Source organism: Allobosea sp. OK403 (assembly GCF_900113835.1).
GTDB lineage: Bacteria > Pseudomonadota > Alphaproteobacteria > Rhizobiales > Beijerinckiaceae > Allobosea.
In genome coordinates this window covers 1-15,857 of sequence record NZ_FOQV01000010.1, presented here as the reverse complement: position 1 = coordinate 15,857, position 15,857 = coordinate 1, and the positions used below count along the sequence as shown (strand labels likewise).

At 65.8% G+C, this 15,857-nt stretch carries 12 protein-coding genes; 3 read left to right on the top strand and 9 right to left on the bottom strand.

Annotated elements, in window-relative coordinates:
* Positions 1-54: 54 nt before the first annotated feature.
* From BMZ97_RS24565 to solA, 4 genes are all read right to left on the bottom strand, one after another.
* Entirely contained in the window at positions 55-654 is a 600-nt protein-coding gene (locus tag BMZ97_RS24565) for a TRAP transporter small permease subunit (RefSeq protein WP_092176436.1), read from the bottom strand.
* Between the two features lie 138 nt (positions 655-792).
* The gene (locus BMZ97_RS24560) at positions 793-1,980 is read right to left on the bottom strand and encodes a multidrug effflux MFS transporter (protein WP_175525724.1); all 1,188 of its coding nucleotides are present in this window, start codon (positions 1,978-1,980) and stop codon (positions 793-795) included.
* An 11-nt stretch (positions 1,981-1,991) separates the two neighbouring features.
* The gene (locus tag BMZ97_RS24555) at positions 1,992-2,888 is read right to left on the bottom strand and encodes a DMT family transporter (RefSeq protein ID WP_092176056.1); all 897 of its coding nucleotides are present in this window, start codon (positions 2,886-2,888) and stop codon (positions 1,992-1,994) included.
* A 27-nt stretch (positions 2,889-2,915) separates the two neighbouring features.
* A complete protein-coding gene (gene solA, locus BMZ97_RS24550) occupies positions 2,916-4,055 on the bottom strand; it encodes an N-methyl-L-tryptophan oxidase (RefSeq protein WP_092176054.1) in 1,140 nt (379 codons plus the stop codon).
* 725 nt (positions 4,056-4,780) lie between these two features.
* Between solA and BMZ97_RS24545 the strand changes: the two genes are divergently transcribed.
* Positions 4,781-6,553, top strand: a complete 1,773-nt coding sequence (locus tag BMZ97_RS24545) for a methyl-accepting chemotaxis protein (protein ID WP_092176051.1) — start codon at positions 4,781-4,783, stop codon at positions 6,551-6,553.
* Positions 6,554-6,878: 325 nt separating this feature from the next.
* Here BMZ97_RS24545 and BMZ97_RS24540 read toward each other — a convergent pair whose 3' ends face one another.
* From BMZ97_RS24540 to BMZ97_RS24525, 4 genes are all read right to left on the bottom strand, one after another.
* On the bottom strand, positions 6,879-7,508 hold the full coding sequence (locus BMZ97_RS24540; protein ID WP_244546585.1) for a DUF992 domain-containing protein: 630 nt from the start codon (positions 7,506-7,508) through the stop codon (positions 6,879-6,881).
* A 539-nt stretch (positions 7,509-8,047) separates the two neighbouring features.
* Positions 8,048-9,160 (bottom strand): ABC transporter permease, encoded by a 1,113-nt coding sequence (locus BMZ97_RS24535; RefSeq protein ID WP_092176046.1) that lies wholly within the window; start codon positions 9,158-9,160, stop codon positions 8,048-8,050.
* 3 nt (positions 9,161-9,163) lie between these two features.
* On the bottom strand, positions 9,164-11,944 hold the full coding sequence (gene rbbA, locus BMZ97_RS24530; RefSeq protein ID WP_092176043.1) for a ribosome-associated ATPase/putative transporter RbbA: 2,781 nt from the start codon (positions 11,942-11,944) through the stop codon (positions 9,164-9,166).
* Positions 11,941-13,011 carry an HlyD family secretion protein gene (locus BMZ97_RS24525; protein WP_092176040.1) on the bottom strand — a complete coding sequence of 357 codons (1,071 nt, stop codon included), beginning with the start codon at positions 13,009-13,011 and terminating at the stop codon, positions 11,941-11,943. Before BMZ97_RS24525 ends, rbbA begins: the two co-directional genes overlap by 4 nt.
* On the opposite strand from BMZ97_RS24525, the gene BMZ97_RS30925 reads away from it, so the two are divergent.
* Positions 13,010-13,477, top strand: coding sequence for a hypothetical protein (locus tag BMZ97_RS30925; RefSeq protein ID WP_139221322.1), 468 nt, complete (start codon positions 13,010-13,012; stop codon positions 13,475-13,477). The two genes, BMZ97_RS24525 and BMZ97_RS30925, sit on opposite strands and share 2 nt — an antisense overlap.
* Before the next feature lie 75 nt (positions 13,478-13,552).
* Positions 13,553-14,155, top strand: coding sequence for a TetR/AcrR family transcriptional regulator (locus tag BMZ97_RS24515; protein WP_092176035.1), 603 nt, complete (start codon positions 13,553-13,555; stop codon positions 14,153-14,155).
* A gap of 391 nt (positions 14,156-14,546) precedes the next feature.
* Here the strand turns inward: BMZ97_RS24515 and BMZ97_RS24510 are convergent, their stop codons facing one another.
* A complete protein-coding gene (locus BMZ97_RS24510) occupies positions 14,547-15,311 on the bottom strand; it encodes a hypothetical protein (protein ID WP_092176032.1) in 765 nt (254 codons plus the stop codon).
* Between the last annotated feature and the right edge of the window lie 546 nt (positions 15,312-15,857).

The following is a 15,857-nucleotide window of genomic DNA, read 5'->3' as shown; positions in this document are numbered from 1 at the left end:
GGACGTCTCTGGAGGTGTCTGCGCGGCCAGGGTTGTTCACGAGGCCAAGGTTCTTCACGAAGTGAGGCCTTGAGCCTTGGCCTGGTCGAGCAGGCGCTGGGCTTCGGCTTCCGCCGCGGCGGCATGGCCGCGCAAGGTCTCGTCGTCTTCGAGATGTCCGCGCATGATCGCGATCTGCTTGATGATCTCGGAGACGCCCTGGAAGGCGAGCATCAGGAAGCCGATGAACAGCAAACCCTTGGCCGGCCATTGCGGCAGGCCGCCGGCCGAGAGCGACTGCTCGCCGATCGCATAGGAGCGCGTGAAGAACGGCCAGGAATGATAGATCATCAGGACGCAGAACGGCATCAGGAAGAGCGCGTGGCCGATCAGGTCGATCCAGCGCTGCACGCTCTTGGGCAACTGGCTGTTCACGATGTCGATGCGGATATGCTCCTTCACCTGCAGCGTCCAGGAGGCGCAGAGCAGGAACACCGCGCCAAACAGCATCCATTGCAGTTCGAGCCAGGCATTGGACGAGACGTTGAAGACCTTGCGGATGATCGCGTTGACCGTCGCGACGATGACGGCGAGCAGGATCAGCCAGGCCATCTTCCTGCCGATCTGGCCGTTGATCGTGTCGATCACGCGGCTGACCTTGAGTAGTCCTTCCACGTCCATCCTCCCGAAGCGCGCAGCGTCTCGCCTGTGTCCCGCTTATGGCGGGTATGCAGCGCTGTTATATCAAGGTGTAGGGCAGTACAAGATTGTGCGGCGCGGTCGGCGGGGTTTCCCACTAAAGGATCATTCGCATCAATCGCGCGCGATCCTGTTGAAACGCAACGCGAATAACCCCACCGCCATCATCAGCCACATCATCACGACGAGCGCCTGCGGCCAAAGTGTAACGAGCCAGCTGATGAGAATGGTTGCCAGCGCGCTGGAGCCGAGCTGGATCGCGCCCATCAGCCCCGCCGCCGAGCCCGCGAGCTCGGGCCTGGCCGAGAGCGCCTCGGCCGTCGCGCCGGGGATCGTCAGCCCATTGCCGGCTGCGTTGAAGGCCAGCGGCAGGAACAGGGCGAGCGGCGTCCAGGCCGGGCTCAGCGAGAGCGCCAGCGCCACGCTCATCGCCACGCATGAGATGATCAGCCCGTTGCGGATCAACCGTCTCGTGCCGAGCTTCATGGCCAGGCGTGACATCGCGAAATTGCCGACCATGTAGCCGAAGGCGTTCAGGATGAAATAGGCGCCATAGGCGTCGGGTCCATGCCCCATCGTCTCGACCACGATGAAGGGGGCCGCAGCGACGAAGCCGAAGAACGCCCCCGAGGTCATCGATAGCGCGATCACATTGGTGACGAAGCCGCGGTCGCCGATCAGCAGCGGGAAGGCGCGGAAGACGCCAAACAAGGAGCTGCGCTGGCCGAGATTGGGCGCGGTCTCCGGCAGCCTTGCGATCGTCAGCAGCAGCACGCCGGCTCCGAACGCCGTCATGAACCAGAAGATCATGCGCCAGCCGAACCAGGTCTCGATATGGCCGCCGAGATAGGGCGCCAGCATCGGCGCCACCACCATCACCATGGTGACGGTGGCGATCTGGCTTGCCGCCTCGTCGCGGCTGGCGCTGTCGCGGATGATGGCGCGCGACAGGGCGAAGGCCGAGCCCGCGCCCGCGCCTTCGAGCACGCGCGCCAGCAGCAGCATGCCGGTCGAGTGCGAGACCGCGCCGAGCACGGAGCCGAGCAGGAACAACGCGATGCCGGCATTGACGCAAGGCCGCCGGCCGAACCTGTCCGAGAGCGGGCCGATAACGAGCTGCATCAGCGCGACGGCGACGAGGAACAGCGTCAGCGTGAGCTGGATCGTGGCGTAGCTCGCGGTGAAATGCCGGGCGAGCGTCGGCGTCGAGGGGGCGAGCAGGTTGAGCGCGATCGGCTGCAGCGTCGAGATCGCCACCAGCACGGTCAGCGTCGGCTTGGGGCGCAGAGACGTGTCGCGCATCGCGGCGGCGTTCATTCGGCTCTGGCGATCTTGAGATTGGAATCGGGGCGCACCCGCTGCCGGTGCATCGTGTAGAGCCCGCTGCCGACGATGAGCGCGATGCCGGCGAAGGCGAGGGGGTCTGGAACCTCGCCCCAGCCGAGATAGCCGAGGATGACGGCGAAGATCACGATGGAATAGCGGAAGCCGGAGATGACGCCGACATCGGCGTCGCGGAAGGCGCTGATGATGAAGAAGCTGCCGGTCGAGACCAGCACGGCCGCGGCCGCGACATAGACCGTCTCGCGCCGCCAGACCGGCTCCCAATTCTCGGCGATGCCGTAGCCCAGGGCGATGATCCCGATGATCATCGTCGTGGTGAAGGAGACCACGGTCGAGGGGATGTCCTTATCGATCCTGCGGGTCAGGAGGTCGCGGAAGCCGACGAGCAGGGCGCTGAGCAGGGCCACGATCGCAGCCGGGCTGAAGCCTTCCGCCGTCGGCCTGACGACGATCAGCACGCCGCAGAAACCGACCGTGACGGCCGCCGTGCGCCGCCAGCCGACCTTCTCGATGCCCATCAGCACGGCGAGCACGACGATGATCAGGGGCGAGGCCATGCCGATGGCGGTGATGTTGGCGAGCGGCAACCGGCCGAGCGCCCAGACGAAGGACAGGGCGACGCTCGCCTCGATCACGCCGCGCAGCACCACCACGGGGCGCAGCGCCAGCATCAGCTTGTCGCCCTCGCGGAAGGCAAGCACCAGAGCGAGCCCCGCCACCATCGCGAAGACGGTGCGCAAGGCGATCGCCTGGCCGACCGGATAGGCTTCGCGCGCCAGTTTCATCAGGGCGTCATTGCAGACGAAGAGCGACATCGCCGTCAGCATGGCGATGATGCCGCGGCGGTTTGTGGCTGCACTGGCCAAGGCGGGCTTTCGTTGCGCGGCTGTCGCTCAGGCCGCGAGGCGGGCGAGCGAGAACGGCGTGAGGTCGAAGGCCGATTGGCCGGAGGTGGAGAGATCGGCGAGGATTTCGCCGATCGCGCTGGCGAATTTGAAGCCGTGGCCGGAGCAGCAGGAGGCGAACACGGCCTGCGGCACGCCCGGCACCGCATCGATGATGAAATCCTCGTCGGGCGAGACGGTGTAGACGCAGCCCTTGAGGGTCAGCGGGTCGCCGGCGGCGTCGGGGATGTAGCGCCGCAGGCATTCGCGGATCAGCGCGACCTGGCGCGGGCTCGGCGTGCGGTCGTCGTCGCGCGGATCCATCGGCTCCCGGCCGAAATGCGGGCCGCCGAGCTTGAAGCCCGGATGCTCGTAGAGCGGGAAGCCGTAGAACGCGCCTTCCTCGACGCTGAGGATGAACACCGGAAAGGCGCCCTCGCGAAACAGCTCCGGCCGGCGCGTCGTGAACCAGCCGATGGCCTGGCGCACGGTCGAGACCTTGCTGGCGAGCGCCGGCACGGCGTCGGCGATCCAGCCGCCCGAGGTGATCACCAATCGTCCGGCCGAGTAAGTGCCGCGCTCGGTGCGCACCACGACGCCGCCTTGCGCGGTCGGGGTCCAGTCGAGCATCGGCTCGCCGGTGCGGATGTCGGCGCCGCGCGATTGCGCCAGGCCGACATGGGCGTAGATCGCCTTTTCCGAGGCGACGAAGCCGCCATCGGGCTGCCACAGGCCGACATGGCCCGCCGGCAGCTGGAAGGCGGGGAAACGCCGGGCGATCTCAGCGCCGTCGAGCCGCTCATGGACGAGCCCGTGGTCGAGGCAGGATTGCAGCGAGGATTCGACGGGGCCGGCACCCTCCGGCGCGAGATCGATCGAGCCGGTGACGTGCAGGAGCTTCATCCCCGCCTCATCTCCGGTCACGCGCCACAACTCATGGGCGCGCCGCACGATCGGCACGTAATGCGAGCCTTCGAAATAGGCGAGGCGGATGATGCGGCTGAGCCCATGCGAGGAGCCCATGGCATGGCCGAGGTCGAAGCGTTCGAGCCCGAGCACCTTGAGGCCGCGCTTGGCGAGGTGCCAGCAGGCGGCCGAGCCCATGGCCCCGACACCGGCGACGATGACATCGTAGCTATGGCTCGTCATGGCAGGGACTCTGGCAAAAGGCTTGGGCAAGGACTGGGCTTTGGCAAGGACTGGGCTTGGGCAAGGACTGGGCTTGGGCAAGGACCGGGCTCAGGCAAGGACTGGGCTCTGGCGGCAACAGGCGAGGCGGGCGCAGAGCTTTAGCGTCCGCTTTCCCCAGGGTCCATGCCCAGAAGGTCTAGCGCAGGATGCGAAAAACTGGGGACCGGCTTTTCGCATCGATCCTGGGCTCGCTTTTGGCGCCCGTTTGGAAACGCCAGCCCTCATCCTGAGGAGCCGCGGCACGCGGCGTCTCGAAGGATGCTCCAGATGGTTCGGGAGCCTCCTGGAGCATCGTTCGAGACACCATTCCCAAGGGAATGGCTCCTCAGAGGCTGGCCTGAAATGCATCGAGCGATATCGAGGGTCTCCGATCGTGTGCACGCACCCGCGCCGTCATTCCGGACAAGCCGCGTCAGCGGCGCAGATCCGGAATCCATCGGAGGCCACAGAACTCTACGATGGATTCCGGGTCTTCGCTTCGCTGCGCCCGGAATGACGGCGGTGGGGTGATCAAGGCTGAGGCATGGATATCATTGGGTTCATTTCAGGCCAGGCTCTCAGGATGAGGGCTGGAGTTGCCAAACGGCGAAGTCTCTCGGCCGGTCTGCGGCCCGCGCCGGTGAAGCTTTGTTAATGATGTCGGCTGATAAACGATTGCGTTCTCTTCACTCCAGGATTGGCTAATGCTCGGCAAGGTTCGGCGCTGGATAGGCAGTCGAAACCAGGTGGCGGCCGGGCAGGGTTCCGCCATGGGCGAAGCGCTGTCGGTGTCTGTCAACGAGGTCTCGCTCGAGGGGACCTATGACGACGGCGCGCTGCACGAGGCCGTCAGCACGCTGGAACAGGATGTCGTGGCGGCGATGCGCCGCCTGACCGGCGGTCTTGGCGAGGCCGAGCAGTTCTCCGCCCATGCCGAGGAGAGCTCGCGCGAAATCCATGACAGCATCACGGCCGTGCGCGCCGCGACCTTCACCGCCAGCATGAATTCGGCCGCGCTGGCGACCGCGACGCAGCAGGTCTCGAACGCGGCCGAGCATGTCGGCGCGACCATGATCAGCGCCCGCGACAGCCTCGATGCCGCCGCTACGCGTGCCGGTGAGGCGACGGAAATGATGACCGGCCTCGCCGTCGCCACGCTCGAGATCCGCAGCATCGTCGATTCGATCGCCGAGATCGCCAGGCAGACCAATCTGCTCGCGCTCAACGCGACGATCGAGGCTGCGCGCGCCGGTGAGGCCGGGCGCGGCTTCGGCGTCGTGGCGCAGGAGGTCAAGACGCTCTCGGTCGAGGTGCGCGAGGCGGTCGACCATATCCGCCGTCGCGTCGATCATCTCACCCAGACGGCGCAGGGCTCGGCCGCGATCGTCAACGAGGCGCTGGGCATGGTGCGAGACGTCAACCCGGTGATCGCCTCCATCGGCGGCGCCGCGCAGGAGCAGGCTGCGGCTGCGGCCGAGCTCTCCCGCAGCGCCGGTGAGACGGCGCGCTTCGTCGAGACCGTGCTGCACCGTGTCGACGAGATCGACCGTGTCGCACTCTCGGCCGCTGACGGCAGCGCCCGGGCGCGCAGCTCCCTGTCCGATGGCGTGCGCCAGGCCGACAACATGCTGCGGCGCTTCATCCCGACCTTGCGGCATGCCGCCTTCGCCGACCGCCGCCAATATGACCGCTTTCCCGCCGAGCACCGCGCCGAGGTCAGCCTCGGCGCGCAACGCATCGTCAGCCAGACCATCGATCTCGGCTTCGGCGGCGCGCTGCTTGCAAGCGTCGCCCAGGCACCGCGGCTGGGCGCCAGGGGAGCGATCAGGATCGATGAGCTTCCGCCGCTCGCCTGCCGCCTGATGGCGACGAGCGAACTCGGCCTGCATGTCGCCTTCGAGCCGGGCGCGGTCGAGGCGAATGCGCCCTTGCGGGCGCTGCTGGGCGAGATCGAGCGCTCATACAGGCCCTTGATCGTGGCGGCGCAGAGTTTTGCCGAGAGCATCGCCGAAGTCATGCAGCAGGCGCTGCGGGCGCGCCAGCTGAGCGAGGACGAGCTCTTCGACATCGACTACCGGCTGCTGCCGCAGACTGACCCGCCGCAATACGCCAACCTCGCCTTGCCTGCGCTCGAAGCGGTCTTGCCGCCGCTGCTGGCGAAGACCCTGGCGAGCGATCCCCGCCTGGTCTTTGCCCTGCCGATCGACCGCAACGGCTATATCCCGGTCCACAACGCTGCCTTCTCGCAGCCGCAGCGCTTGGGCGATCCGGCCTGGAACATCGCCCATAGCCGCAACCGGCGCATCTTCGACGATCGGGCCGGCATCATGGCGGCGCGTTCGGTACGCCCCTTCCTGGTACAATCCTATCGGCGCGACATGGGCGGCGGCGTCACCGACCTGATGCGCGAGGTCGATGCGCCGCTCCGGATCAATGGCCGCCACTGGGGCGGCGTGCGCATGGCGTATCGGATGTGATCGGCCAGAAGCCGCGCAAGGCCGGCTGATCGATCGCACGGCACGCGCGATCCCCAGGGCTCAGCCCCACGTCAGTGGGGCCGGCGTCGATGTTACGTCAGCTATCAACTGAAACTCCGCCAGCTCTTTGTTTTGACGCGTTTTCTCCGCGCAAACGTTTCGCGTTTGTCGCGGGGGAACCGGTGTCCACTTCGCTCGAAAACGCTCTAGGAATCCTGGCGATGGCGACCACATAGATTGCCCTGGGCGGAGGAGAGCTCGGCCCAGGGCGGTTTGGACATCGGTCACGCCAGGGCCGATCATCGCTTGAACAAGGGCGACAGGATCAGCCCTGATGCATCCCGCCATGTTGGCTGTGACGGCGCTTATGCGACCGCCTGGCAGGCGGTGCCGAGATTTCTGTAAGCGTCAGTTCACCAACGCCCACGGCCAGGTTGGCGCCCGTCTGCCCCTGGAAAGACAGAGGCTGGAGGGTCACAGCGCCGTCATTGCCGCCTACCAGCACGCTGGCGCCAGCGCCGACACCCACAGTGACCTCGGCCGTCACGCCGCTATAGATCCCATTCAGCCCGCCGGGCCTTAAGGCGGGCTCTACGACGCTCCAGATCATCCCGCCTTCGGTCGTCTTGCCGATATCGAGGCCGAATTTCTTGATCGTTCCGGTGTAGAACTCCACATGACCGTTGGAGGCGTCATAGCGGCATGTCAGCGCCTTCTCGGAGGTCAGGATCATGCCGGTTCCGCTGGCCACGTTGCAGACCAGTTCACCAGCTCGCACCGTCGCCTTTGCGGATGCGCCGATCGGGAAAAGCGCCAGCGAGGCAGCCAGAGCTGCGAAGAGTTGTGTGGTTGTTTTCATGATGTCACCTGTTGTCTTGTGGGGAGGGTCGTGTGCGTCTCGGCGGCTCGGAATTTCGCGCCGCCATTGAAAGCCGGGCATGGCTGAGACGCTCATTTTGAGGGTCGTGGAGGCATGCCGTCGGCACTCATGGAAGGGAGAGTCACGCGAGCTCTGCCTCGGCCTTGCAATCGGACCGAGCCTTCCTTCTAAAGCCAAACGAGCGCGCACTCAGGGGCGGAAAACGACGCAGACCTTCGATGGTCGTGGCTTTTCGATGGAACTCGTCATCGAAGAACCCGGGTCCATTTCCGTGAGATGCGCCGGATGTCGGCGACGATGCCCTCGATCTCGTTGTCACGCGATTGGGTCCGCCGCTCTTTATTGATCGATAGTGCCAACGGCTGCCGCTCGCGTTGACCAGGATCAAGTGCGTCCCGATTCTCCCGCGAATCCCATTGAGCTAGAGTATTTTCTTCACGCGAACCGGTGTCCACTTCGCTCGAAAATGCTCTAGGGCAGCCCTTGATCGCGTTGACGGCGCTGACTTCGATAACGCCTGACGGCTCCCATTCCTGAAAGTCAGCTTACCGTCGAGATCGTTGAAATGATGCAGTGGTCGGATGCTGCCAGCGGCCTGCACGATCCTTACCGCGTCATTTCAACGATTTGCGGAACCGCCCGAGCGCGAAGGTGAACAGCGCCGCCCCAATGCCAGCAAGCACCAGGAACTGCGGCCAGACGACGGAAAAGCCGGCGCCACGGTAGAGGATCGCCTGGGCGAGCATGACGAAATGCGTGTTCGGCGCAGCGAGCATGATCACCTGCACGATGTCCGGCATGCTCTCGCGCGGTGTCATTCCGCCCGACAGCACCTGGAGCGGCAGCAGGACCAGCATCAGCAGCAGACCGAACTGCGGCATCGAGCCAGCGAGCGTCGCGAGCACGATGCCCAGCGAAGTGGTCGCGAACAGGTGCAGCGCCGTCCCGGCCAGGAAGAGCGGCACGGAGCCCTCGATAGGCACTCTCAGCAGGCCCTGAACCACGAAGATCAGCGATGCGGCGGCGGCGACGAGGACAACCAGCGCCATCGACCAGACCTTGCTGACCATGATCTCGACCGGCGTGATCGGCATGACCAGCAGATGCTCGATCGTACCGTGCTCGCGCTCGCGGATGAGAGCGGCGCCGGTGAGCACGATCGCCAGCATGGTGATGCTGTTGATGACGTTCATCACCGCGCCGAACCATCCCTTGTTCAGCTCCGGATTGAAGCGCGCACGCAGCACAAGCTCGACAGGCACGACCGTTTCGGCACGATAGCGCTGGCTGAACTCGTTGACCTCGCTGGTCACAATGCTGCCGATATAGCCGGCGCCGCTGAAAGCCTGCGTCATGCGCGTGGCGTCGACATTGAGCTGGATCGTTGGCGCGTGGCCGGCGAGCAGGTCGCGCTGGAAATTCGGCGGAATGTCGAGGGCGAAGGTGTCGAGCCCGGCATCCATGCGTCGGTCCATCTCGGCGGCGGTAATGAGTTGTGGCCGCGTGAAATAGGGAAGCTGGAAGGCGCCGGCGATGCGGGCGGAGAGCGGCGAACGATCCTCGTCGACAATGGCGATCGGCGCCTTGTTCAGCGTCTCCGGCATCGCGCTGGCAGCGGTATAGATCGCCACGGTGAAGGCATAGAGAATGAGCAGCAGCAGCATCGGGTCGCGCTGCAGGCCGCGCAGTTCCTTGACGCCGAGATTGAGGACGTTCGAGGCGCGCATGGCCTAGCTCGCCTGCTTCTTGAGAAGCAGTGCGCTGGCCGTGAGCAGCACCGGAACCGCCAGCAGCAGCGGCAGGAAGGAGCCCGTCAGGTCCCCGAAGCCAAGCGCCTTGGAGAAGGTGGCGCGCGAGATCGTAATGAAATGTGTCGCCGGATAGATCTGGCCGATGACGGCGCCGGCGCCCTTTAGCGAGGAGACTGGATCGGTCATGCCGGAATATTGCACGGCCGGCAGCAGGGTCAGGATCGCGGTGCCGAAGATCGCGGCGATCTGGCTGTTCATGAAGGTCGAGATCAGGAGCCCCATGCCGGTCGCCGCTGTGACGTAGAGCAGCGCCGCCACGGTGAAGGCCGCGAAGCTGCCGGTGAAGGGCACGCCGAAGACGAAGACCGCGGCTGCAGTCAGCAGCAGGAAGTTCAGCATGGCGAGGCCGATATAAGGGATTTGCTTGCCGAGCAGAAACTCGGTGCGCGTCACCGGCGTGACATAGAGGTTGACGATCGAACCGAGCTCCTTCTCGCGCACCACGGAGAGCGTCGCCAGCATTGCCGGGATGAGCAGCAGCAGCAGCGGAATCACTGCCGGCACCATGGCAACGAGGCTCTTGATGTCGGGGTTGTAACGGTATCGGGTCTCGATGCTGAATGCCGGCGTCGCCGCCTTGGGGCCCAGCAGCAGGCGGGCTTTTTCGGTCAGCCAATGGGCGTGCATGCCCTGGACATAGCCACGCACGGTCTCGGCGCGCGTCGGCATCGCGCCGTCGATCCAGGCCGCGATCTCGACGGTCTTGCCGCGCGCGACGTCCCGGCCGAAGCCGGGCGGAATCTCGATGGCGAGACTGATCTCCCCGGCGCGCATGCGGCGGTCGAGCTCGTCATAATCGGCGATCGGCGGACGCTCGACGAAATAGCGCGAGCCCGCGATGTCGAGCACATAGTTCTGGCTCACCGTGGTCTGGTCGCGGTCGAGCACGGCGAAGGAGAGGTTCTCCACGTCCAGGCTGATGCCGTAGCCGATGACGAACATCAGCAGCACGCTGCCGACGAGAGCCAGCGTGGCGCGGATCGGATCGCGGCTGAGCTCCAGCGTCTCGCGGCGCGTATAGCTGAGCATGCGCCTGAAATCGAAGATGCGCCGGGCGGAGGCGGCTTCATGGCGCCGGTCCGGCGCGGCGGGCGCCGCTGGCACGGATGCCGGCTTCGCTGGGGTCGGCGTCCCGCCGATGGCCTCCTGGAGATAGGCGACGAAGGCCTCTTCCAGATCGGCACTGCCGCGCTTGGCGACGATGCCGGCCGGCGTGTCGCTGACCAAAACCTTTCCAGCATGCATCAGCGAGATGCGGTCGCAGCGCTCTGCCTCGTTCATGAAATGGGTCGAGATGAAGATGGTGACGCCGTCATGGCGCGAGAGATCGACCAGGATCTGCCAGAGCGCGTCGCGCGCGATCGGATCGACGCCGGAAGTCGGCTCGTCGAGGATCAGCATCTCCGGCCCGTGCACCATCGCGACGGCCAGCGAGAGCCGCTGACGGATGCCCAGCGGCAGCGCCTCAGGCATTGCGTCCATGACTTCGGCGAGGTCGAAGCGCTGCGCCATCTCTGCGACGCGCGGCGCAATCGCCTCGTCCGGCATCTGAAAGAGACGCGCGTGCAGCTCGAGATTCTGCCGGACCGTCAGCTCGGAATAGAGCGAGAAGGCCTGGCTCATGTAGCCGACGCGCCGGCGCGTCTCGATGTCGCGCGGATCGACCGGGCGGCCGAACAGGCTGGCCGTGCCCTCGCTGGCCTCCAGCAGGCCGGTCAGCATCTTCATCGTCGTGGTCTTGCCGCAGCCGTTCGAGCCGAGGAAGCCGAATATCTCGCCTTTGGGGACGCGCAGATTGACGTTGTCGACGGCGATAAAATCGCCGAAGCGCATGGTCAATCCCGCGGCGGCGATCGCGACGACATCGTCATGGCGTGTATCGCGCGCAGGGATCGCGACCGCGTGGTGGCGGCTGCGCTGGTCCTGCGGCAGGAGCGCGATGAAGGCGTCGTCGAGCGTCGCCGTACCCGTTTGCGCGAGCAGCTCGGCCGGTGTTCCGGTCGCCAGGACGCGGCCGGCATTCATCGCCATGAGCCAGTCGAAACGGGCCGCCTCCTCCATATAGGCTGTCGCGACCAATACGCTCATACCGGGCCTGCCCTGCCTGATTTCGTCGATCAGATCCCAGAACTGCCGCCGCGACAGCGGATCGACGCCTGTGGTCGGCTCATCGAGGATCAGCAGGTCGGGATCGTGGATCAGCGCGCAGCATAGGCCGAGCTTCTGCTTCATGCCGCCCGAGAGCTTGCCCGCCGGGCGATCGACGAAAGCAGCAAGCCCGGTGCTCTCCAGAAGCTCGCCGATGCGTCGCTCGCGTTCCGCCCGGTCATGGCCGAAGAGCCTGCCGAAGAAATCGACGTTCTCGAAGACCGACAAGGTCGGATAGAGGTTCTTGCCGAGCCCCTGCGGCATATAGGCGATGCGCGGGCAGGCCCGGGACCGGTGGCGGGCATCCGCCATGTCGCCGCCAAGCGCCTCGACGCGCCCGTCCTGGACCGCACGTGCACCGGCGATCAAGGACAACAGGCTCGACTTGCCGACGCCGTCCGGCCCGATCAGCCCGACCATGCAGCCCGACGGCAGATCGAGGCTGATCGCATCGAGCGCCCGGGTCTTGCCATAGGAGAGGCAGAGCCCCTCGAGCCGCACGACCGGCGTGGCGAAACCCGGAACTGCCGTGCGGGAGCGGCCTATGCTCATTGCGCGAGCGGGCCCTGCAGCAGGGCAGGCCATTGCGCCTGCGGATCGAGCCGGACATAGGCCATGCCCGGCAGGCCGGTCTTCACCCGCTGGATATATTTGCGCAGCAGCTCGGGCGCGATCCGGGCCTTGACCCGAAACATCAGCTTCTGCCGCTCCTCGACGGTCTCCACGGTCTTGGGCGTGAATTGGGCGACGTCGGCGACGAAGGAGACGGTCGCCGGGATGACGTAGCTGGCCGCCGCGTCGAGGACGAGACGCACCTCGGAGCCGATTGCCACGCGCCCGGCCTGCGCCGTCGGCAGGAAGAAGGTCATGTAGACATCGCTGAGATCGACCAAGTTGAGCACCCGCCCACCGGCGGAGAGCACTTCGCCCGGCTGCGCGACGCGGTACTGCACGCGGCCGTCGCGTGGCGCCTTCAGCGCACTGTCGTCGATATCGGCATCGATCCGCCGGACGGTGGCACGCGCTGCCACCGTGCTTGCCTCCGCCGAGACGACCTGCGACCTGGCGGAGCTGATAGCCGCCTCGGACGCCGCAAGCTGCGCCTTCGCAGCGCCCACAGCCGCCGTAGCGCCCTGCGCCCGCGCCCGATCGTCGTCCAGCACCTGCTCGGACACGTTGCCGCGCTCCGAAAGCTGCTCCGAACGATGAAGCTTCCGTCTCGCGGCGTCCAGCTCGGCCTCGCGCTGGGCGATGATGGCTTGCGCGGTCTCCCGCTCGGCCTCTCGCTGCGTCACCAGGCTGCGCGCCGTGTCGATGGCGATGACGGCGCGCTGTAGCCCGGCCTCGGCCTCGCTGCGCTGGGCCTGGAGCTGTTCGGTGTCCATCTGGGCGATGACCTGCCCGACAGTGACGAAATCGCCTTCGCTCGCGAGGATCTCCTTGATCCGGCCGGAGACCCGCGTGGAGATATCGATCTCGACGGCCTCGATGCGGCCGTTGCCGCCGGCGATCCCCTCGGGAAGGCCGCCTGGCTTCAGCACCTGCCAGGCGAAGTAACCGCCGATGGCAAGGCATGCAGCGACGCCGGCCAGCAGCCAGCCGGTCTTCGAGCCCGTCATGAGATCGAATCTCCTTCAGATTCGGAAATGGGATGAAGCGTGCAGCCGCGAAGGCGAGGAGCCGCCGGCTCCCTTGCCATTACCCTTCGGCGCCGGCGTCCCTGCGCAGGCTGGCGAACGCCGTCAGGACGCCCCCCTTGGAATCGGCCCAGAACGCCTGGAGGAAGTTGATCTGGGTCTTCAGGACTTCGGAAAAATCCTGCGAGCCCGCGCGTTCGTGAAGCCGATCCGCCTGTTTGCGCAGCTGCGCCTCAGCGAGGGGCAGGGCTTCACCATGGAGGGATTGAAGCGCCACCGCCTGCGGCTTCCACCATTCCATCGCCGCAAAGGGGAGGCTGTCTGCCTGTTTCGGGCTCGAAGCTCTTTCGGGCGGCATGAGGGAGGCCTTTCGAAGTTGTCGGCACCGCTGCGGTTTGTTTGCGGCGCAGCAAATCTGGGCCGCGGCGGTTGGGCCTGCATTGATTGAGATCAACGAATGTTGACAGGCGCCGCGGTAGTGACGGTTGGCGCAGTGCAGCAACCGAATTGGCGCGGAGTTTCCATGCCGGAGGCATTGACGGTCAGGCGTTCAGCGAGCCTCACACGCCAGCGCATCCTGGAGGCCGCCATCCTTCGGTTCTCGCGGTCTTCCTACGAGGCAACAACACTGCGCGACATCGCTGCCGATGTCGGCATCGACGTCGCCTTGGTCCATCGCTCATTCGGCTCGAAGGAGGAGCTCTTCCGGCAGGCCGCGAGGGTCGCGTTAGACGACGGGTTCCAGCGCGCGGTGGAGGCGCCCGATCTCGGCGCCGCCATGGCGGCGCATTTCCTGCAGCCGCGGCTCGATCAGGCTTTGAAGATGGTCGACCCGCTCGATATCGTCACGCATTCGCTGAGCAGCGACCGCGCTAACCCGATCCTGCGCGAGCTGGTGCAGCAGGATTTCATCCTGCCTCTGACGCAGAGGCTCGGTTGCGGCGACGAACTGCAGGCAGCCTTGGCCATCGCCTGCCTCGCCGGCATCGCGCTGCTGCGCGACGTGCTCTGCATCGGGGTGCTGCGCGATGCATCCAAGGACCAGATCTGCCCCATGATCGAAAAGCTCATGCACGCTTGTCTCGCAAAGGATTGCGAACCGCAGCTTTCTGAGCCCTCATCCTGAGGAGCAGCCTTCAGGCTACGTCCCGAAGGATGCTCCAGCGTACTCGGGAGCCTCCTGAATCATCCTTCGGGAGGCCGCTGCGCGGCTCCTCAGGATAAGGGCCGCGGGGATAGGGCTGCGGCACGGCTGCCACCCCGTCATTGTCTGGCCCGGGATTCCCAGGGCGCAAACCTGAGAATGACGCCCCGGAATGGATCCCGGATCAGCGCGGCAAGAGCATTTCCGCGCTCCTCCGAATCGCGGAAATGCTCTTGCTCCTTGTTTTATCGCGTTTTCTCCGCGCAAACGCTTCGCGTTTGTCGCGGGGGAACCGGTGTCCACTTCGCTTGAAAACGCTCTAAAGCCGCTTGTCCGGGATGACAGCCTCTTAAGGTCGGCTGAGCTTCCGGCTCTAAAGCCGGTCCCAGGCGAAGGGGATGTTGAGCGCCCGAAAAGCCTGCTGCCAGAGCGCGCTCGCCTGTTCGAGCCGGGCCGCATCATAGACGCCCCGGACCTGGTGCACCTGCAGGCGCCATGAGGCGCCGTCAGCCTCGGTCCAGGTCTTGCCGACGAGCCGGCGCAGGCGCTCGGGATCGCGCGCGCCGGGGCTGTTCCCGAAGACGGTGAATTGCGGCGAGTTCTGCAGCATGTCGGAGACCAGCAGCAGCGCCCGGTCTCCGCTTGGCACGCGGTTCTCGCGGCGCGCCATCACATCGCCGATCGCCTCGACGATCGGCGAGAGGTTGCCCTTGGCCGGCTGGGCCAGCACCGTCAGCGCCTCGTCGAGCGGGCGGCCGAATTTTTCGACCCATCTGACATAGTCGCGGCGCGGATTGCCGATCAGTTCGCTGACCGTGCGGCCGGGATTGCACAGCGCCAGCAGCGGCGGGAAATTCGGCTCGAACACGTCCTTGAAGACATAGATCGACATCAATCGGTCAGCCGGCAGCGCCTCGCCGACGTCCTTGACCAGCTTCTTCAGCCGCGCCGCCTGGACCTCGCTCCACGGGTCGGTCTTGTCGACGAGGATCAGCGTATGCCCGACCGGCCCGCTCTTCCTGCAGAGCGTCTCGGCGTCACGCGGCGGTCCGCCGAGCAGTTTCGGGGCGGCGAAGAAACCGGCGAGCGAGAGGCCGGCCAGGATGGTGGCGGTGATCGCCCAATGTTCGCTTTTCATGGCCTATCGCAATCCGCCCCGGCGCCCATTTGGATATGTGAGCCCTCATCCTGAGGAGCCGCTTCGCGTCGCCTCATAGGCCGCCCCGAAATGAATCGAGCAATATCAAGGGCCGCTGATCGCTCGTCATGACCTGCGCCGTCATTCCGGACAAGCCGCGTCAGCGGCGCTGATCCGGAATCCATCGGAGGGCTCCGGAACTCTATGATGGATTCCTGTGTGTTTGATTGGTGTTATGATTGGTGCGGGCGGGAAGCCGTTGGATTCCCGGTGGCAAACACCGCGTTCCGGCTCGGTTCCCGCCCGCGTTCGAAGACCCCATCCTGAACAGTTGACCGAGGCCGCTTGCACCGGACCTCGCAGCACAGGGACAGGCACCATGACCATACACCCCTGCTTCATCGGTTGCGATATCGCCAAGAGCCATCTCGACCTGTTCGAGGAGACGAGCGGGACGAGCCTTCGCATCGCCAATACGAGCGAGGCGATCGCGACCTGGTTGTCGTCGCTCGACTGCCAGGCCAGCTTCGTCGCCTTCGAGGCGAC

Coding starts and splice junctions, on each gene's coding strand:
- solA (WP_092176054.1), bottom strand. CDS start 4,055: ATGACGAGCCATAGCTACGATGTCATCGTCGCCGGTGTCGGGGCCATG.
- BMZ97_RS24560 (WP_175525724.1), bottom strand. CDS start 1,980: ATGCGCGACACGTCTCTGCGCCCCAAGCCGACGCTGACCGTGCTGGTG.
- BMZ97_RS24535 (WP_092176046.1), bottom strand. CDS start 9,160: ATGCGCGCCTCGAACGTCCTCAATCTCGGCGTCAAGGAACTGCGCGGC.
- BMZ97_RS24510 (WP_092176032.1), bottom strand. CDS start 15,311: ATGAAAAGCGAACATTGGGCGATCACCGCCACCATCCTGGCCGGCCTC.
- BMZ97_RS24525 (WP_092176040.1), bottom strand. CDS start 13,011: ATGACGGGCTCGAAGACCGGCTGGCTGCTGGCCGGCGTCGCTGCATGC.
- BMZ97_RS24545 (WP_092176051.1), top strand. CDS start 4,781: ATGCTCGGCAAGGTTCGGCGCTGGATAGGCAGTCGAAACCAGGTGGCG.
- BMZ97_RS30925 (WP_139221322.1), top strand. CDS start 13,010: ATGAGATCGAATCTCCTTCAGATTCGGAAATGGGATGAAGCGTGCAGC.
- BMZ97_RS24515 (WP_092176035.1), top strand. CDS start 13,553: ATGCCGGAGGCATTGACGGTCAGGCGTTCAGCGAGCCTCACACGCCAG.
- rbbA (WP_092176043.1), bottom strand. CDS start 11,944: ATGAGCATAGGCCGCTCCCGCACGGCAGTTCCGGGTTTCGCCACGCCG.
- BMZ97_RS24540 (WP_244546585.1), bottom strand. CDS start 7,508: ATGAGCGTCTCAGCCATGCCCGGCTTTCAATGGCGGCGCGAAATTCCG.